The 18,136-nt window shown below is 55.1% G+C and carries 19 protein-coding genes and 1 tRNA gene; 15 read left to right on the top strand and 5 right to left on the bottom strand.

Translation table 11 applies throughout. The features are described from left to right. Window positions 1–2 precede the first annotated feature (2 nt). The 6 genes from rfbA to FVE67_RS03340 all read left to right on the top strand — a co-directional run bounded on the left by rfbA (window position 3) and on the right by FVE67_RS03340 (window position 6,367). Window positions 3–878, top strand: coding sequence for a glucose-1-phosphate thymidylyltransferase RfbA (gene rfbA, locus FVE67_RS03365; protein ID WP_168719246.1), 876 nt, complete (start codon window positions 3–5; stop codon window positions 876–878). Further along, window positions 875–2,077: an L-2-hydroxyglutarate oxidase gene (lhgO, locus tag FVE67_RS03360; RefSeq protein WP_168719245.1), complete on the top strand. Its 1,203-nt coding sequence runs from the start codon at window positions 875–877 to the stop codon at window positions 2,075–2,077. The genes rfbA and lhgO overlap by 4 nt, the downstream gene beginning before the upstream one ends. Beyond that, entirely contained in the window at window positions 2,067–2,633 is a 567-nt protein-coding gene (gene rfbC, locus FVE67_RS03355) for a dTDP-4-dehydrorhamnose 3,5-epimerase (protein ID WP_168719244.1), read from the top strand. Before lhgO ends, rfbC begins: the two co-directional genes overlap by 11 nt. After that, window positions 2,630–3,616: an NAD-dependent epimerase/dehydratase family protein gene (locus FVE67_RS03350; RefSeq protein WP_168719243.1), complete on the top strand. Its 987-nt coding sequence runs from the start codon at window positions 2,630–2,632 to the stop codon at window positions 3,614–3,616. Before rfbC ends, FVE67_RS03350 begins: the two co-directional genes overlap by 4 nt. Continuing rightward, window positions 3,613–4,482, top strand: a complete 870-nt coding sequence (rfbD, locus tag FVE67_RS03345; RefSeq protein WP_168719242.1) for a dTDP-4-dehydrorhamnose reductase — start codon at window positions 3,613–3,615, stop codon at window positions 4,480–4,482. The genes FVE67_RS03350 and rfbD overlap by 4 nt, the downstream gene beginning before the upstream one ends. Before the next feature lie 367 nt (window positions 4,483–4,849). Beyond that, complete coding sequence (locus tag FVE67_RS03340; RefSeq protein ID WP_168719241.1) at window positions 4,850–6,367, top strand: IS1634 family transposase; 1,518 nt, start codon at window positions 4,850–4,852, stop codon at window positions 6,365–6,367. Window positions 6,368–6,411: 44 nt separating this feature from the next. On the opposite strand, the gene FVE67_RS03335 is transcribed toward FVE67_RS03340, so the two are convergent. From FVE67_RS03335 to FVE67_RS03320, 5 genes are all read right to left on the bottom strand, one after another. Continuing rightward, window positions 6,412–6,487 (bottom strand) — tRNA-Asn (locus tag FVE67_RS03335). A gap of 18 nt (window positions 6,488–6,505) precedes the next feature. Beyond that, complete coding sequence (gene serS / locus FVE67_RS03330) at window positions 6,506–7,801, bottom strand: serine--tRNA ligase (RefSeq protein WP_168719240.1); 1,296 nt, start codon at window positions 7,799–7,801, stop codon at window positions 6,506–6,508. 20 nt (window positions 7,802–7,821) lie between these two features. Continuing rightward, a complete protein-coding gene (gene feoB, locus FVE67_RS03325) occupies window positions 7,822–9,843 on the bottom strand; it encodes a ferrous iron transport protein B (RefSeq protein ID WP_210534647.1) in 2,022 nt (673 codons plus the stop codon). Beyond that, window positions 9,828–10,073, bottom strand: a complete 246-nt coding sequence (locus FVE67_RS09250; RefSeq protein WP_210534646.1) for a FeoA family protein — start codon at window positions 10,071–10,073, stop codon at window positions 9,828–9,830. The genes feoB and FVE67_RS09250 overlap by 16 nt, the downstream gene beginning before the upstream one ends. A 77-nt stretch (window positions 10,074–10,150) precedes the next feature. After that, complete coding sequence (locus FVE67_RS03320; protein WP_168719239.1) at window positions 10,151–10,591, bottom strand: Fur family transcriptional regulator; 441 nt, start codon at window positions 10,589–10,591, stop codon at window positions 10,151–10,153. A 126-nt stretch (window positions 10,592–10,717) separates the two neighbouring features. Here FVE67_RS03320 and FVE67_RS03315 point away from each other — a divergent pair, with 126 nt between their 5' ends. From FVE67_RS03315 to hemL, 9 genes are read left to right on the top strand one after another with little or no spacing between them, the layout of a single operon-like run. Continuing rightward, window positions 10,718–11,407, top strand: coding sequence for a response regulator transcription factor (locus FVE67_RS03315; RefSeq protein WP_168719238.1), 690 nt, complete (start codon window positions 10,718–10,720; stop codon window positions 11,405–11,407). A gap of 2 nt (window positions 11,408–11,409) precedes the next feature. Next, window positions 11,410–12,462: a sensor histidine kinase gene (locus FVE67_RS03310; protein ID WP_168719237.1), complete on the top strand. Its 1,053-nt coding sequence runs from the start codon at window positions 11,410–11,412 to the stop codon at window positions 12,460–12,462. Between the two features lie 30 nt (window positions 12,463–12,492). Continuing rightward, window positions 12,493–13,548 carry a phosphate ABC transporter substrate-binding protein PstS gene (pstS, locus tag FVE67_RS03305; RefSeq protein WP_168719236.1) on the top strand — a complete coding sequence of 352 codons (1,056 nt, stop codon included), beginning with the start codon at window positions 12,493–12,495 and terminating at the stop codon, window positions 13,546–13,548. 43 nt (window positions 13,549–13,591) lie between these two features. Continuing rightward, window positions 13,592–14,464 carry a phosphate ABC transporter permease subunit PstC gene (pstC, locus tag FVE67_RS03300; RefSeq protein WP_168719235.1) on the top strand — a complete coding sequence of 291 codons (873 nt, stop codon included), beginning with the start codon at window positions 13,592–13,594 and terminating at the stop codon, window positions 14,462–14,464. After that, window positions 14,461–15,306, top strand: coding sequence for a phosphate ABC transporter permease PstA (gene pstA, locus FVE67_RS03295; RefSeq protein ID WP_168719234.1), 846 nt, complete (start codon window positions 14,461–14,463; stop codon window positions 15,304–15,306). Before pstC ends, pstA begins: the two co-directional genes overlap by 4 nt. Beyond that, window positions 15,296–16,081: a phosphate ABC transporter ATP-binding protein PstB gene (gene pstB, locus FVE67_RS03290; RefSeq protein WP_168719233.1), complete on the top strand. Its 786-nt coding sequence runs from the start codon at window positions 15,296–15,298 to the stop codon at window positions 16,079–16,081. Before pstA ends, pstB begins: the two co-directional genes overlap by 11 nt. Further along, window positions 16,078–16,347: a TMEM165/GDT1 family protein gene (locus FVE67_RS03285; protein WP_246167920.1), complete on the top strand. Its 270-nt coding sequence runs from the start codon at window positions 16,078–16,080 to the stop codon at window positions 16,345–16,347. The genes pstB and FVE67_RS03285 overlap by 4 nt, the downstream gene beginning before the upstream one ends. Before the next feature lies 1 nt (window position 16,348). Next, on the top strand, window positions 16,349–16,822 hold the full coding sequence (ahbB, locus tag FVE67_RS03280; protein WP_168719232.1) for a siroheme decarboxylase subunit beta: 474 nt from the start codon (window positions 16,349–16,351) through the stop codon (window positions 16,820–16,822). Between the two features lie 10 nt (window positions 16,823–16,832). Beyond that, entirely contained in the window at window positions 16,833–18,125 is a 1,293-nt protein-coding gene (gene hemL / locus FVE67_RS03275; RefSeq protein WP_168719231.1) for a glutamate-1-semialdehyde 2,1-aminomutase, read from the top strand. The last annotated feature ends 11 nt before the right edge of the window (window positions 18,126–18,136 follow it).

The following is an 18,136-nucleotide window of genomic DNA, read 5'->3' as shown; positions in this document are numbered from 1 at the left end:
AAATGAAATCAATCATCCTTGCAGGAGGTAGTGGAACAAGGTTATATCCCGTTACGAAAGTGGTTAATAAGCATCTTCTTCCCATTTACAACAAGCCGATGATTTACTATCCCCTTTCTCTTGTTATGCTGCTCAGGATAAGGGAGGTTCTTCTGGTCGTGAATCCTCAGGACTTAGAAAGTTTTAAAAAACTACTCGGTGATGGGAGCCAGCTGGGTATGAGTATAGAATACGCTATTCAGGAAAAGCCGAGGGGGCTTGCGGAAGGCCTCATACTGGGGGAGAAGTTTATAAACGGCGATAAAGTTTTCTACCTTCTAGGGGACAATATATTTTTCGGTCATGATCTTCCGAAGATAATGAAGGAGGCTATGAAGGAGGTACAGGAGAGGGGAGGAGCTTACGTTTTTGGATACTACGTAAAGGACCCGGAGAGGTTCGGTGTTGTGGAGTTTGATGAAAAGGGAAACGTTATCTCCCTTGAGGAAAAACCAAAAAAACCGAGGTCCAATTATGCCGTTGTGGGGGCTTACTTTTACGACGAGGAGGTGGTAGAAATAGCAAAGAGGGTAAAACCCTCAAAGAGGGGAGAGCTGGAGATAACCTCGGTAAATGAGGAGTATCTGAAGAGAGGGAAGCTGAGGGTTAAAATACTCGGCAGGGGTTTTGCCTGGTTCGATGCAGGAACGCACGACAGCTTTCTTGAAGCGGGAGAGTTTGTGGAGACCATAGAGAAGAAAACGGGCTTGATGATAGGGTGTATAGAGGAGATAGCCTACAGGAACGGATGGATTGATAGGGAGCAGTTAATAAAGCTTGCAAAGACCATGAGCAAGACTGAGTATGGAAAGTATCTTATGAGGATTGCAGAGGAATGATAGTTATATGTGGTGGCGGTATTTTAGGGCTTTCCATTGCTAGAAAACTATTAGAAAAAGGGGCGGATGAGATAACAATTATAGAGAAAGAGAAGGATTTAGGGGTCCACGCCTCAGGCAGGAACAGCGGGGTCTTACACGCAGGCATATATTACACTCCCGACAGCCTTAAAGCCAGGTTCTGTTTAAAGGGCAATCTCCTGATGAGGGAATACTGTAAGGAAAAAGGAATACCCATACTGGAAACGGGTAAAGTTATAGTAACGAAAAGTGAGAGTGAGATACAGGTATTAAAGGAGCTTTATAACAGAGCTCTGAGGAACGGAGCCAGAGTTGAACTCGTGGATGAGAGTGGGGTTAAAGAGATAGAACCTTATGCAAGAACCGTTGAGCTTGCACTGTACTCTCCACTGACAGCTGTTGTAAATCCCATAAAAATACTGGAGGCTATTGAAAAGGAACTTACGGAAAGTGGGAAGGTTAAAATCCTTAAAGGAGTTAAGTTTGAAAAGTTAAAGAGCTCTAAGGAAATCCTGACAAACAGAGGAAGTTTAAGGTTTGAAACTTTTATAAATTGCGGGGGAGCTTACGCTGATAGAATAGCTCATGAATTTGGGGTCGGATTAAAGTACAGGATAATTCCCTTCAAGGGGACTTATAAAAAGCTAAAGAAGGAAAAAAGATATCTGGTAAGGGGAAACATATATCCCGTGCCCGACATAAGAAACCCGTTTTTGGGAGTTCACTTTACTAAAAGCTATAATGGGGATGTTTACATCGGTCCAACTGCAATACCGGCCTTAGGGAGGGAAAACTACGGTCTTCTGAGGGATATAGACAGAGAAGCTCTGAAGATTTTGTGGCAGGATGCCTACCTCTTCTTCGTAAACGAAAAATTCAGGAACGTTGCTTTAACAGAACCTAGGAAGTATCTGGACAGATTCTTCTTCAAAGACATAGAACCTATGGTTGAGGGGCTCTCTATAGAAGATATTGAACCCTCCGACAAGGTGGGTATAAGACCACAACTTGTGGACTGGGAAAAGAAGGAGCTCGTTATGGACTTCCTTGTTATAAAGGAAGGAAATAGCGTTCACATATTGAATGCCATATCGCCGGCCTTCACAAGCGCCTTTGCCTTTTCCGAATATGTTGTAAATAACTATATCTTGCAGGAGGTAAGAAGGAATGCCCTTTGAGTTCAAGCCCCTTGAAATTCCAGACGTCATACTCGTTAAACCGAAGGTCTTTGGTGACGAGAGAGGCTTTTTTATGGAAACCTACAAAGCTTCAGAGTTCAAAGCCAACAGGATTCCGTACGATTTTGTCCAGGACAACCATTCAAGGTCCCAGAGGGGAGTCTTAAGAGGGCTCCATTACCAGCTGAGACCCATGGAGCAGGGAAAACTCGTCAGATGTATGAGGGGGAGGATATGGGACGTTGCTGTAGATATAAGAAAAGGCTCCCCCTGGTACGGGAAATGGGTAGCAGTAGAACTCTCTGAAGAGAACAAGCTTATGCTCTGGGTTCCTCCCGGGTTCGCCCACGGTTTTGTGGCTCTGGAAGACGGGACGGAGGTTATTTATAAAGTTACCAAGGAATATGCCCCGGAGCTGGACAGAGGAATTATATGGAACGACCCGGACCTCGGAATTGAGTGGCCCATAGAAGACCCCATCCTTTCCGAGAAGGATAGAAAACAGCCGAGGTTAAGGGATGCGGAGAACAATTTTGTCTATGGAGGTGAGTTATGAGAGTGCTTGTAACGGGTGCAGGAGGTTATATCGGAAGTGTCCTTGTCCCCATGCTCCTTGAGAAAGGCTACAATGTGCTAGCTCTTGATAGGTTCTTCTTCGGAAGAGACAGGTTACCTCCTGAAAGTGAAAATCTGAGAATCCTTGAGGAGGATATAAGGTTCTTTGAAAAAGAAATATTGAAGGATGTTTATGCGGTGATAGACCTGGCAGCCCTATCCAACGATCCTTCGGGTGAACTGGACCCGGTAAAAACATGGTCAATAAATTACCTTGGTAGATTTAGAGTTGCTACACTGGCAAAACTCATGGGCGTGAAGAGATATATACTTCCTTCTTCGTGCAGTGTTTACGGCTTTCAAGATGAAGTCGTGGATGAGACATCACCGACAAATCCTTTAACTACATACGCTAAAGCTAACCTTAAAGCGGAGAGAGACATACTCAATCTTGCGGACGATAAATTTACCGTTGTTATACTCAGGCAGGCTACGGTTTATGGTTTATCCCCGAGGATGAGGTTTGACCTCGCCATAAACGGTATGGTTAGAGGATTCTTTAAAAATGGAAGAATTCCGATTCTTAGGGATGGAACCCAATGGAGACCCTTCGTACATGTAAAGGATACTTCAAGGGCAATGTTATTGGCCCTGGAATCTCCCAAAGAAAAAGTGAACAGAGAAGTTTTTAATGTTGGTTCTGATGAGCAAAACTATCAGATATTTGACCTTGCAAAGAGGGTCGCACAGGCTATAGGGATACCCTTTGAGTACGAGTGGTACGGGTTGCCTGACCACAGGAGTTACAGGGTAAGCTTCAAAAAGATAAGGGAAGTGCTTGGCTTCAAACCGGACTACAACGCAGAGAGGGGGGCCGTTGAGATATGGGAAGCTCTTAAATCCGGGAGCCTTGATCCGGATGACCCGACGACCATAACCGTTGAGTGGTACAAGAAACTTATACAGAAAGGTGTTATGGTATGAAGGTGGTTGTTATAGGAGCAAGTGGTCAGCTTGGACAGGACATAGTAAACGCTAAGCCAGGACTCGTCAAATTGGTGGGTTTAACACATTCAGATATTGAAATAACGGATAAAGATTCTGTATTTAGTGTATTAACTTCTCTTGAACCAGATGTTATTATAAACACAGCCGCTTTTCACAAGACGGACCTCTGTGAAGATGAGCCCGAAAAAGCCTTTTTTATTAACGCTGTAGGGGTGAAAAACCTTGTAGAAGTGTGTAAGAGCATGGATTCTATCCTTGTTCACATAAGTACAGACTACGTATTTGACGGAGCAAAGATAACAGAAAAAGAACCCTATACCGAGGAAGATTTACCTAATCCCATAAACATATACGGTATATCCAAATATGCAGGTGAGCTTATAGTTAAGAATTACCTTGATAAGTACTACATAGTTAGGGTTGCAAGCCTTTATGGGAAAGCAGGGGCAAGCGGAAAGGGGGGAAACTTCGTTTACACAATTCTTAAAAAAGCAAAAGCGGGAGAACCCTTGAGGGTAGTTGACGATATCTTTATGTCCCCAACTTATACCCTTGATGCGGCAAGGGAGATATGGAAATTGATTTTAGAGGAAAGACCTTTTGGCACCTATCACGTTACAAATTTAGGATACTGCTCCTGGTACGAATTTGCAAAAAAAATCCTTGAGTATGCGGGGGTTGACGCAAGCATAGAACCTGTCAAACATACGGAATTTAAAACAAAGGCTAAAAGACCCCTCTGGAGTCCGTTAAAAAGTGTAAAGGGTATTGAACTTAGACCTTGGGAAGAAGCTCTAAAGGAGTTTATAGGGGGAGTGTCCACCCAATTGTGGAAATTGTAAAATGACCAAATCACAAAAAGGAGGGTGGACACCATGAGCAAAATTCAGAAGGCCCCTAAGCCACAGGAAGTACAAGGCACCATCAAAGAGTTTACCTCAAGTTTGACAGTCACGAAGGGTCGACGAATCTGAAGTGAGCATTTCCGGCCCGAAATGGCCCCTAAATTGTAAAAGCTAAAACTTGGGTTTGACAGTCGGGAAGGATCGACGAATCTGAAGTAAGCATTTTCGGTCCAAAATACCCCAAAAATGCCCTCTATTTTCCCCTCTCTTTTCATGCTCTACTGTTTTTATTTTCAAATGTTGTGCTACGTATACAAGAATTACCTCTTGATATAAAGAGAGATAATGCTAGCATGTTAGTGCTATGTATATCCGAACCAAAACCTTCAAAAACAAGGACGGGTCCACTAGAACCTACCTCTATATTGTGGAGGGCAAGCGGGTCAACGGAAAGGTACGCCAGAGGATCGTGGCCAACCTGGGGCGCCTGAAAAAACTCCAAGAGGGAGAACTGGATAAGCTGATAGAGGGGCTGGCCAAGTTTTCCCGGAGACAATGGATAGAAGCTCAGGCTCGAAGCATTCAGGCCCAATGGGCCAAGGACTTTGGTCCGGCTTTGATTTTCAGAAGACTTTGGGAAGATCTTAAGCTTAGTAGCATACTGAAGGAGCTTCTTGCCGGAACGGAGATTGCCATAGATGTGGAGGAAGCGGTTTTTGCCATGGTTTTGAACCGGCTCTGTGATCCGGCCTCAAAACTCGGGGTCAGCCGATGGAAGGAGACAGTCTATCGGCCGGAGTTTGAAAGGCTTAAGCTACACCATTTCTACCGGGCTCTTGATTTTCTGGCCGATCATAAGGAGGAAATAGAGGAGAAGCTTTTTGAGAGGATAAGGGATCTATTTCATTTGGAGCTTGATTTGGTGTTTTGGGACACGGCGAGCGTGTATTTTGAGGGGAGAGGGGCGGAGGGGTTTTGCGAGTATGGATTTTCGAAGGATCATCGTCCGGACAGGGTGCAGGTGATATTGGGGTTTCTTATGACGCGGGAGGGGATACCGATAGCCCACGAGGTATTTCCGGGGGCTACGGCGGACGTAGAGACCTTTCGGGTGGTGCTAAAAGACTTACAGAATCGGTTCAGGATAAGGCGGGTCATTCTTGTGGCGGACCGGGGGATGGTGAGTCGGGAGGTGAAGGGTAACCTTAAGGTGAAGGAAGTCTGGCATGAGGGGAGGCGTTATCTGATTTGTTTCAATCCGGAGGAGGCGGAGAGGGAGAGGCTTTCCCGTGAGGAGATGGTAGGGAAGCTTGAGGAGAAGCTCAGGGCCGGGGGTCTTAAGGGGCTTATAGGAAACCGGGGTTATCGTCGGTATTTGAAGGTGGAGGGGAGTTCGGCGGTTGTTGATCGGGAGGTTTTGGAGGAGGAGGCTAGATATGATGGGAAGTATGTGCTTGAGACGAATGCGGGGTTAAGTGTGGAGGAGGCGGCTTTGGCGTATAGGGGACTTTGGCAGGTAGAGAGGGCCTTTCGGGAGATGAAAAGCGGTCTGGATCTTAGGCCGGTGTATCACTGGACGGAGAAGCGGATTCGGGGGCACATCATGGTATGTTTTTTGGCCTTTGTGCTGGAGGTGGTGCTGATGAGGAGGCTGAGGGAGGTTGGCTACGAGGGAAGTTATCAGGAGGTGATGACGGATCTTGAGCGGCTTAAGGCGGTGGAGGTTACGGTGGATGGGAGGAATTACTTGGTGAGGACGGAACTTGAGGGGAAGGCCTATGAGGTATTCAAGGCGGTGGGGATAAGGGTACCAGGGAGGGTTCTTGAGGTGGGAGGAGAGGATGTTGTGGAATGCGGGGGTAGTATGCCCGGAAACCGTTGATACAAGCGAATTTTTTTGCCCGGGGTGTCAAAGTTGAGTCAAAATGGCTCCCCGGGCAGGACTCGAACCTGCAACCCTCGGGTTAACAGCCCGATGCTCTGCCGATTGAGCTACCGGGGAACCTTGAAGTTAAACTTATTAAGAGCTCCTCAGACTGTCAAGAGGCTCGATGCGCTCAAGCCCTCCCATGTAGGGCCGCAAGACCTCGGGAATAAGGACCGAACCGTCGGCCTGCTGATAGTTTTCGAGGATGGCCATCACCGTGCGGCCTACCGCCACCCCTGAGCCGTTCAGGGTGTGCACAAAGCGGGGCTTGCCCCCTCCCTTGGGTCGATAGCGAATGTTGGCCCGGCGGGCCTGGAAGTCCTCACAGTTGGAACAGGAAGAGATCTCTACAAAACGCCCCTGCCCCGGGGCCCAGACCTCGATATCGTAGGTTTTGGCCGCGGCAAAGCCTAAATCTCCGGTACAGAGAAGGACCACCCGGTAGGGAAGACCCAGGAGTTGAAGCACCTCCTCGGCGTCCAAAAGGAGACTTTCCAACTCTTCGTAAGAGGTCTCCGGGGTGGTGATCTTCACCAACTCCACCTTGTTGAATTGGTGCTGGCGGATGATCCCCCGGGTGTCCCGTCCGTGGGCCCCGGCCTCGGAGCGAAAACAGGGGGTGTAAGCGGTGTAATAAAGGGGAAGAACCTCCTCGGGCAGGATCTCCTCTCGGTGAAGGTTGGTCACCGGAACCTCGGCCGTGGGAATGAGGTAATAATTCCAGCCCTCGAGCTTGAAAAGGTCCTCCTTAAATTTGGGAAGCTGGCCGGTTCCGATCATGGTGGCCTCGTTCACAATGAAAGGGGGGAGGACCTCCTGGTAGCCGTGTTTTCTCACGTGGAGATCCAACATAAAATTGATTAGCGCCCGTTCGAGTAAGGCCCCGGCCCCCCGATAGACCACAAAACGTGAACCGGTAATCTTGGCCGCCCTCTCAAAATCCAAGATCCCCAGGGCGGTTCCGATCTCCCAGTGGGGCTTGGGTTCAAAATCAAATTGCGGAAGATCCCCCCAGCGTTTGACTACCTGATTCTGGGTTTCGTCCTCCCCCACGGGCACACTTTCGTGCGGGAGATTGGGGATCTCTAGAAGCAGGGCCTCTACCTCGGAGGTCACCTCCCGGAGCCTTTCCTCGAGGGCTTTAAGCCTTTCGCCCACCTCTTTGACCCGGGCCACCAGGTCCGGCACCTCGCGTCGCTCGCGCTTGGCCCGCCCGATCTCCTCCGAAAGGGTCTTCCTTTCGTGACGCAATCCGTCCACCTCGGCCACCAGACGCCGCCTTTCGGCATCAAGCTCCAGCAGGCGCTCCAGAGGATACTCTCCCCCGCGGGTGGCCAGCCGGGCCTTTACCCACTCGGGCTTTTCCCGAATGAGCCGAATATCGAGCATACTTCCTCCTTTTTGCGGCCCTATCCTAGCACAAGGAGCCCCAAACGATAAGTGAGAAAGGCCATCACCCAGGCCAGAATCAATTGATAGACTATATTTATCAGGGGGTAGCGCAGGCTTCCGGTCTCCTTCCAGATGGCTACAAGGGTTCCCACACAGGGCACATAAAGGAGCACAAAGACCATGAAGGCCAGGGCGGCGGCCGGGGAAAGCCCCGAGGCCCGCAGAGCTTCCTCCAAGGTCTTCCCCCCCTCTTCTCCGGCCTTGTAAAGCACCCCCAAAGAGGAAACCACCACCTCCTTGGCCACAAAACCCGAAATGAGGGCCACGCTCATGCGCCAGTCAAAACCCAGAGGGGCCAGAGCCGGCTCGAGGAGTTTTCCCGCCCGACCGATGTAACTCTGATCCAGAGGAGGGGGGCTATGATCTGCCCGGGGAAAGGCGGTAAAGACCCAGAGGAGCACCGAGGCCGCAAGGATCACCCCGCCCATCTTGCGCAGATAGACCCGGGTCTTGTCCCACATGTGAAAAAAGAGCCCCCGCAGGGTGGGAAGACGATAGGGAGGAAGCTCCAGCACGAAGGGGGTGTCCTCCTCCTTTATCAGGATGCGGCCGAAAAAGCGAGCAATGAGGGCTGCCAGAACGATCCCCAGGGCATAAAGGGCGAAGACCACCTGGGTCTCGTGGCCCCGGAAAAAGGTCCCGGCAAAGAGCACATAGACCGGAAAGCGGGCCGAACAGCTCATGAGGGGATTGATGAGGATGGTCAGAAGCCGCTCCCGGGGATTCTCCAGGGTGCGCGTGGCCAGGATGGCCGGAACATTACAGCCGAAACCCATGAGAAGGGGGATAAAGGCCTTGCCGTGGAGCCCCAGGGAGTGCATGACCCGATCCATGATGAAGGCGGCCCGGGAAAGATATCCGGTGTCCTCAAAGAGACTGATCCCCAAAAAGAGAAAAAGGATGTTGGGAAGATAGACTAAAACCCCGCCCACCCCACCGAGCACGCCCTCCACCAGGACCTCCCGCAGGAGACCCGGCGGAAGATGGGCCCGCAGGAGATTTTCCGCAAGCTCCAGGAGATGCTCCAGCCAGGCCACGGGATAGGCCCCGAGCTTGAAGGTAAGGTAAAAAAGGGCGTACATCAGGGCGATAAAGATGGGAAAGCCCAGGACCCGATGGGTCAAGAGATCATCCAGTCGTTCGGAGAGGGTGCGGCGGGAGATGGCGGAAACCCGCACCGCCTCCCGCACCAACCCGGCAATGAAACCGTAACGGGCCTCGACGATCAGGGCCTCCGGGGCCTCGTCGAAAAGGCGTGAAAGCCTTTCGGCCAGGCGCTCCCGCAAAGCAAGGATCTCGGCCCCTCCGGGCTCTTTTTTCACCCGGGAAACCACCTCCCGATCGGCCTCAAGGATTTTCAGGGCCAGCCAGCGCCGGGGATAACCCGGAAGAAGGTCTCTTTCTTCAAGGGCCGCCAGGATCTCCGAAAGGGCCTCCTCGATCTCTTTGCCATAGTAAATGTGCACCGGCTGGGCCCGCAGCTGTCTCCGGGCCACCCGGGCCAGGGTCTCCTTCACCTCCTCCATCCCCAGGCCCTTGGTCCCCACGGTGGGGACCACCGGGACCCCTAAGAGCCGGGAAAGGACCTGGTGATCCACATAAAGACCCCGGCTCTGGGCCACGTCGATCATGTTGAGGGCCACCACCAGAGGGCGGCCCAACTCCATGAGCTGAACAGTGAGATAGAGGTTGCGCTCCAGATTCGAGGCGTCTACCACATTGAGAATGACCGCCGGCTGATCCTCCAGGATGAAGTTGCGGGCGATGACCTCCTCCAGGGAATAAGGGGTAAGGGAATAGATCCCGGGGAGATCTACGATGCGCAGGGTGAGATCCCCCACCCGGCACTCTCCCTCCTTCTTTTCCACGGTGACCCCGGGCCAGTTGCCCACCTTCTGGCGGGCTCCGGTGAGGGCGTTAAAGAGGGTGGTCTTGCCGGCGTTGGGATTGCCGGCAAGGGCCACTACGACTTCGGACATTTCTCCACCAGGACCTTGGCCGCCTCTTCGTGTCGCAAAGCCACGTGGTAGCCCTTGATTTCGTATTCCACCGGGTCCTCAAGGGGGGCGTAACGGATAACCCGGATGCGGGTTCCGGGCAAAAACCCCATCTCCAGAAGACGCTGCCGAAAGGCCCCGTTTCCCAAAACCTTGACGATAAGGCCTTCCTCCCCGGTCCGCAATTCGTCGAGGGTAACCAGATTTTCCATGCGGGGGCATGACCCCGGCCCCTTTTTACAGCCTTTCTTTCCCCGGCCCCACCGCCAACGCCACCTAAACCCCATCCCTAGCCCTCCTTAAGACAGGCTGCACAATAGCCCAGAAGTTCGTAGCGCACCCTCTTGATCTCCGCGCCGTGTTTCCTCCGGAATTCTTCAGCCACCTCCTCCAGGCGTTCGTCCTGGAATTCCTCCACCCGACGGCAGGAGAGACAGCGAAAGTGGGCATGCGGCTCATGTCCGTAAATGTGCTCGTAGTGCATGTGGCCGTCCTCCTGATAGACCTCCTGGACCAGACCACACTCGATAAGAAGAGGCAGGGTACGATAAATGGAGGCCTTGGAGATGCGATGTCCCTGATTGCGGAGACGGAGATAAAGCTCGTCCACATCGAAGTGATCGTGGATCTTAAGAATTTCCCGCAGAATGATCTCCCTTTCCGGGGTATAGCGGAGACCTTTTTTGCGAATGAATTCCCGGAAAATTTCCATCTCCGAAGGCTGCGACATAAGGCCTTCCTTATTGAAAATTTGTTGCAATAACTTAAACCTTCCTCGGAAATTGTCAAGGATGAGGAAAGGTTTTTAAGGCCGAGGCCTTACGGAAGGGGGGCGAATCCGGTAGAATGTTTAAAAATGGCCGCCCGAGTCCTTATTGTAGAAGATGAGCCGGAGGTGGCAGAACTTGAGCGACGGGCCTTTGAGCGGGAGGGGTTCCGGGCCGAGGTGGCCGGAAGCGCCTCTGAGGCCTTTCGTCGGCTGGCCCATGGATTTCCGGACCTGGTGATCCTGGATCTCATGCTCCCCGACCAGGACGGACTGGAGATCCTGAAGTTTCTTCGGTTTCGGAAGGAGCTTTCCCGGGTCCCGGTGATCATCGTCTCCGCCCGGGGAGAAGAAGTGGATCGGGTTTTAGGGTTTGAACTGGGGGCCGATGACTATGTGGTCAAGCCTTTTAGCCCCCGGGAGCTGGTACTGCGGGCCAAGGCCATCCTTAAACGCCTGCGGCCTCCTTCGGAAGGCCAGATCCTGGCCCACGGTCCCTTGCGGCTTTTCCCCGAGGAATTTCGGGCCGAGGTAGAAGGCCAGGAAGTAAGGCTCACCCCCATGGAATTTAAACTTCTGCAGACCTTTATGGAGGCCCCGGGGCGGGTCTTCTCTCGGGAGACCCTTCTGGAAAAGGTTTGGGGATACACCTACCAAGGCTACGCCCGCACCGTGGACACCCATGTGAAACGACTGCGAAAGAAACTGGGGCCCGCGGCCTCCCTTCTGGAAACCATCTGGGGGGTGGGATATCGTCTGCGCTCTCTTTCGGGAGAATGAGTTTGTGGCGTAAATTCCTGGGCAAAAAGGCCCCTTCTCCGGCGCCGGTCTCTGAAGAAGGGGCCTCTTTGCCCTTAGAGGAGATCCTGCAGGAATGGCCTCTTCCGGCGGCCGTGGTGGACCGCCAGCGGGGAGTACCCTGGTCCAGCCGGGCCTTGAAGGCCCTTTCCCCCTCTGGAGAACTCCAGCATCTCCTCGAACTTCCCTTTTCGGAACTGGTAGAGATCCATCGTCGGCTCTTTGAGGAGGGCGAAGTAGAAGAGGAGGTCGAGTACCGGGAAAGAGCCTTCCGGGTGCTCGGCCGGCGCATATCCTCGGAGCTTGCGGTCCTCGCCCTGGTGGAGGTCACCCGAGAGCGCACCCTGGAGAAAGAGCTCCGCTTCCTGGCCTCCACCCTGGCCCATGAATTTCGCACCCCTCTTACGGCCCTCCAGGGATATGTGGAGGCCCTGGAGGAGGAGCTTCCGGCCGAAGGCTATCCTCGGGAGATCCTCTCGGCCATTCGGGAGCATCTCCACCGCCTCACCCGCCTGGTCAAAGAACTTCTGGAACTTTCGCGCCTTTCCGGTCGAGATCTCCGGTGCGAAGCCCTTCCGGTGGCGGCCCTCCTTCAGGCCCTACGCCGGGCGGCCGAACCCCTCCTTCAGCCCAAGGGCCTCCGGCTGGAAATCCATCCGGAAAAAGATCTTACGGTGCGGGGAGACCCGGACTATCTGGTACAGGCCCTCCTCAAGGTGCTGGAAAACGCCGTGCGTTACAGTCCGGAGGGGGGCCGGATCATCATAGAGGTGCGCAGTCAGGGAAAGAAAGTCCGGATAGCTATTCGGGACGAAGGGCCGGGGGTGCCGGAGGAGCTGCGGTCCCGGATCTTTGAGCCCCTGGTGCGGGGGAAAAATTCTCCGGGCCTGGGCCTGGGCCTGGCCCTGGCCCGGCGCCTGGTGTGCCTCCAGGGAGGGGATCTTCTTCTGGAGCCCTCCGGGCAGGGGGCCACCTTCGTCTTTCTGCTCCCGGTTTCGTCGCCGGAGGTTCAAAATTTTGCCACAGGAAAAGGATAGGATATTTCCAAAATCTGAAGGAGGTTCTTTATGCGGAAATGGATTTGGGTCCTGGTCCTTCTTCTGGGAGCTTTCTCCGGATCGGCTCTGGCGGAAAAGATAACCCTCCTTGGGGCCGGAGCCACTTTTCCCTACCCTCTCTATTCTAAATGGTTCTATGTGTACTACCAGAAGACCGGGATAAAAGTGAACTATCAGTCCATCGGCTCCGGGGGAGGTATCCGCCAGATTCTGGCCCGCACCGTGGATTTCGGGGCCTCAGACGCCCCCATGACCGAGGAGGAACTGGCCAAGGCCCCGGCCGAGATTTTACATATCCCCATGGCCTTAGGGGCCGTGGTGATCTCCTACAACCTCCCCGGGGTACCCTCCGGACTCAAGCTTACCCCGGAGGTCCTGGCGGACATCTTTCTGGGAAAGATCCGCAGGTGGAACGATCCCCGGATTGTCAAGCTCAATCCGGGCCTGCGCCTTCCGGGTTTGCCCATCGTGGTGGTCCATCGTTCCGACGGCTCCGGGACCACCTTCAATTTTACCTACTACCTGGCCCAGGTGAGCCCGGAGTGGAAAAAGCGCGTGGGCTATGGCAAGGCCGTGCGCTGGCCCACGGGTCTGGGAGGCAAAGGTAACGAGGGGGTCACCGGTTATCTAAAACAGCTCCCCGGGGCCATCGGCTATATCGAACTGGCCTACGCTCACCAGAACCACCTTCCCGTGGTGGCCCTCCAAAACAAGTCCGGGAATTTCATCCTTCCCACCCTTAAGGCCATCTCTGCCGCGGCCAAGACCAAGATTCCCCCGGACACGCGGATCATCCTGGTCAATACCGACGCCCCCGACGGTTATCCCCTTTCAGCCCTCACCTGGATCCTGGTCTACAAGGAACAGGCCTATAACGGGCGCTCCTTTGAACGGGCCAAGGCCTTGGTGGACCTCCTCTGGTGGTGTGTGCATGAGGGCCAGCAATACAATGAAAGTCTGCTTTATGCCCGTCTTCCGGAAAACCTGGTCCGGATCGATGAAGGGCTGATCCGTTCCATCACCTATCAAGGAAAACCCATCCTTGGGGGCTGTCCCGGAAAATAGGGGGACTTGTCCTCCCCGGGGGCTCTGGTAAAAGAGACTGACTATGCGTTTGGCCGACCCGGATCGAGTATTTCGATACTTGTGTTGGGCCCTGGCGGTGGGCCTGGTAGTCCTGGTGCTGGCCGTAGGGCTCACCCTCCTCTGGGGAAGCCTTCCCAGTATCAAGGCCTTTGGAGGGCGTTTCCTTTGGGGGCGGGTATGGGATCCGGTAAACGAAGAATTCGGAGCCCTGCCTTTCATCGTGGGCACCCTGGTCACCTCTCTGGCCGCCCTGGTCCTGGCTTTGCCTTTTGCCCTTTCTTCCGGGATCTTCCTTGCGGAATATGCCCCGCCGAGGCTGGCTGGGCTCCTGGCCTCCCTGGTGGAACTTTTAGCGGGGATCCCTTCGGTGATTTACGGCCTCTGGGCCCTCTATTATCTGGTACCTCTGGTGCGCTGGATAGAAATGCGCCTGGGGGTCCCCCCCTTCGGGCTGGGACTACCCTCGGCCTCTCTGGTTTTGGCCATCATGATTCTCCCCTATGCGGCCTCCATTACCCGGGAGGTCTTGCGCCTGGTGCCTCAGGAACTGAAGGAGGCGGCCTACGGCCTGGGGGCCACCAAGTGGGAGGTCATTCGCCGAGTATGTCTCCCTTATGGTCTTTCGGGAATCGTGGCCGGTCTTCTCCTTTCCCTGGGTCGGGCCCTGGGAGAGACCATGGCCGTAACCATGGTGATCGGAAACCGCTCGGAAATGCCGCAAAGCCCCTGGGATCTGGCCAATACCATGGCCAGTGTCATCGCCAACGAGTTCACCGAGGCCTCCAAGGACCTCCACCTTTCGGCCCTGATCGAGATCGGCCTCCTCCTCTTTCTCATCACTTTGGTGGTGAACACCCTGGCCCGCATAATTATCGTGAGGCTTGAGGTGCGATGAGACCCCTCTGGTGGCGCAAGTTCAAAGACCGCCTGGCCCTTGCGGTCATCTTTCTCCTGGCCCTCTTTCCGGCTCTGCCCCTTTTCCACATTCTTTACGGGATTTTTAAGCAGGGTCTTCCGGCCCTTTCCTGGGAATTCTTTACCAGTCTCCCCAAGCCTCCGGGTGAGGAAGGGGGAGGGGTGGGCAACGCCCTGGTGGGCACCCTCATGCTTTCCCTTCTGGCCTCCCTCATGGCGGTCCCGGTGGGGGTCCTCTGCGGGATCTATCTTTCGGAATTTTCCCGGGGGAAATTCGGGGAGGTGGTGCGCATCTGCGCGGACGTGCTCCAGGGGGTGCCCTCCATCGTGCTGGGGATCGTGGCCTATCTCTGGGTGGTCAAACCCATGGGGCACTTTTCGGCCCTTTCCGGGGCCGTGGCTTTGGCCATCATGATGCTTCCGGTAATCGTGCGTTCCACGGAGGAGATCCTCAAACGCATTCCGGAGGCCTTGCGGGAGGCCTCCCTGGCCCTGGGGGTGAACTACTGGCGCACGGTGCTCAAGGTCCTCCTTCCCACGGGCCTGGTGGGGATCACCACGGGCATCCTCCTTTCCCTGGCCCGGATCATGGGAGAGACCGCGCCCCTTCTTTTCACGGCCTTCGGCAACCCCTTCTGGAACCTCAATCCCCTACAACCGGTAGAGGCCCTGCCCCTTACGGTCTTCAAATACGCCATCAGCCCTTATCCCGAATGGGTGCGCCAGGCCTGGGGGGCTAGCGCGGTCCTCACCCTGCTGGTTCTGGGGCTGAATCTCTTTTCCCGATTCCTGGCCCGGAGGCTCGGAGGAAATGGGCGCTAAGGCTATAGTGGACCCTAAAGAGCCGGCCATCTTCGACATCCGCAATCTTTGGGCCTATTACGGAGAGAAACCGGCCATCCGGGAGGTCACGGTCAAGATCCCCGAAAAGAAGGTCACCGCGGTTATGGGCCCTTCGGGTTGCGGGAAGACCACCTTCATCCGTTGCCTCAACCGCCTGCATGAGCTCACTCCCGGGGCCCGAGTGGAAGGGGAGATCTACCTCAAAGGGGAAAACATCCTGGATCTGGATCCGGTGCTGGTCCGGCGCCGGGTGGGCATGGTCTTCCAACGCCCCAATCCCTTTCCCACCATGACCATCTACGACAACGTCCTTGCCGGCTACAAGCTCTTGGGGATACGCCTTCGGCGGGAAGAGGCCGACCGGATCGTGGAGGAGGCCCTGCGCAAGGCCGCCCTCTGGGAGGAGGTCAAGGACAGTCTCCACAAACGGGGGACCTATCTTTCCGGGGGACAACAGCAGCGGCTCTGCATCGCCCGGGCCCTGGCCATAAATCCCGAGGTCCTCCTCATGGACGAGCCTACCTCGGCCCTGGATCCCAAGTCCACGGCCAAGATCGAGGAACTGGTGGTGGAGCTCAAGCGTAGCGTGACCATCGTGATCGTGACCCATAACATTGCCCAGGCTGGACGGGTTTCCGATTATACGGCCTTTTTCTATTTGGGGGAGTTGGTGGAATTTGGCCCCACTTCCCAGGTCTTTACCGTGCCCCGGGATCCCCGGACAGAGGATTTTCTCAAGGGGAAGTTCGGATGATGAAGACCTTCCTGGCCGCCCTTATTACGGTTTTTTTGGCCGAACTGGGAGACAAGACCCAGCTGGCCACCCTGGCCCTTGCGGCCCGGGAAGGGCGTTTTTGGCCCGTCTTTTTGGTAGCAGCCCTGGCCCTGGTTCTGGCTGCGGCTTTAGGGGCAGCCGCCGGAAAATTTCTGGGAGAACTCCTCCCTTTGAGGTACCTCCGGATCCTTTCCGGGGGCCTTTTCGTTCTCCTGGGAATTTTGATCCTCTGGGGAAAGATCTGAAATGGTCGAGCTCACCGAACTGGAAAAACGTCTGGTGGATCTCCTTTCGGAAGGGCTCCCGCTCGTGGAAAGGCCCTTTGCGGTACTGGCCGAAAAACTGGGAGTCACGGAAGAGGAAGTCCTGGCGGCGGTAAAGACCCTTCAGGAAAAGAAGATTATCCGGAGGCTTGGCGCCCTCATTCGGCACAATCTTTCCGGCTATGAAGGCAACGTCATGGTGGCCTGGCGGGTGCCGGAAGAAAGGGTGGAAGAGGTAGGGAGAAAGCTGGCCGCTCATCCCGCCGTAAGTCACTGTTATCTTCGCCGCCCGGGGCCGGATTGGCCTTATAACCTTTACACCATGGTGCATGCGGCCTCGGAGGGGGAATGTCGGCGTCTGGTGGCCGAAATTTCCCGGGATCTTGATCTTCCCGACTACGAAATGTTATTTACCGAAAAGGAGATCGTCCGCCGCACGCGGAGGTATTTTTCGTGAGGAGGTAAAAATGGCGGGAACGAAATCCAGAGCCTATTTTGCCGAGGCGGTGAAGGTCATCCCCGGAGGGGTGAATAGCCCGGTGCGGGCCTGCAAGAGCGTAGGGGCCGAGCCCATCTTCTTTGAACGAGGCAAAGGCCCCTTCCTCTATGATGTGGATGGGCGCCGGTATATCGACTATGTGGCCTCCTGGGGGCCTCTCATCCTGGGGCATGCCCATCCCGAGGTGGTGGCCGCGGTGAAGGCCGCGGCCGAAGGGGGGACGAGCTTCGGGGCCCCTACCTGGGCCGAGGTGGAGCTGGCCCGGCTCATCTGCGAATGTGTGCCCTCCATCGAGAAGGTCCGTCTGGTCAACTCCGGGACCGAGGCCACCATGAGCGCCATCCGCCTGGCCCGGGGCTATACCGGACGCAAGAAGATCGTAAAGTTCGACGGTTGCTACCACGGCCATGCGGATTCCTTCCTGGTGAAGGCCGGCTCCGGAGTGGCCACCCTGGGAATCCCTGGAAGCCCCGGGGTGCCGGAAGAGATCGTGGCCAACACCATAAGCCTCCCTTATAACGACCTTTCCGCGGTGCGGGAGTGCTTTGAGGCCGTAGGTCAGGAGATCGCCGCGGTGATTGTGGAGCCCATCGCCGGGAACATGGGGGTGGTGCCACCGGAGCCCGGTTTCCTGGAGGGCCTGCGAGAGATCACCCGGAAGCACGGGTCCCTTCTCATCTTTGATGAAGTCATCACCGGTTTTCGGGTGGGGCTGGGAGGGGCCCAGGCCCTTTACGGGATCGAGCCGGATCTTACCTGTCTGGGAAAGATCATCGGCGGAGGGCTTCCCGTAGGGGCCTACGGGGGCAAGGCGGAAATCATGGACTACATCGCCCCGGAAGGTCCGGTCTATCAAGCCGGAACCCTTTCGGGAAATCCCCTGGCAGTAGCCGCAGGTCTGGCCACCCTGCGCCTTCTTCGCCGTCCCGGAACTTACGAACGCCTGGAGGAGCTTTCAGCGCGACTCTTTGAGGGCCTTTCGGAGGCGGCCCGCAAAGCCGGGCTCCCGACCACGGGGAATCGGGTGGGCTCCATGATGACCCTCTTTTTCCGGGAGGGCCGGGTGACCAACTTCGCCGAGGCCGCAGCCTCGGATACGGCCCGTTACGGGGCTTTCTGGCGGGCCATGGCCCGCCGGGGAGTCTATCTGGCTCCCTCCCAGTTCGAGGCGGCCTTCGTCTCCCTGGCCCACACCGAGACCGAGATTGAAGAAACCCTTGAAGCCGCGCAGGAGGCCTTGCGGGAGGTAGCCCAATCTTAACCAAAACCTTT

The organism is Thermosulfurimonas marina (assembly GCF_012317585.1).
In the GTDB taxonomy this organism is placed as follows: domain Bacteria; phylum Desulfobacterota; class Thermodesulfobacteria; order Thermodesulfobacteriales; family Thermodesulfobacteriaceae; genus Thermosulfurimonas_A; species Thermosulfurimonas_A marina.
This window is presented reverse-complemented; position numbering and strand designations above follow the sequence as displayed.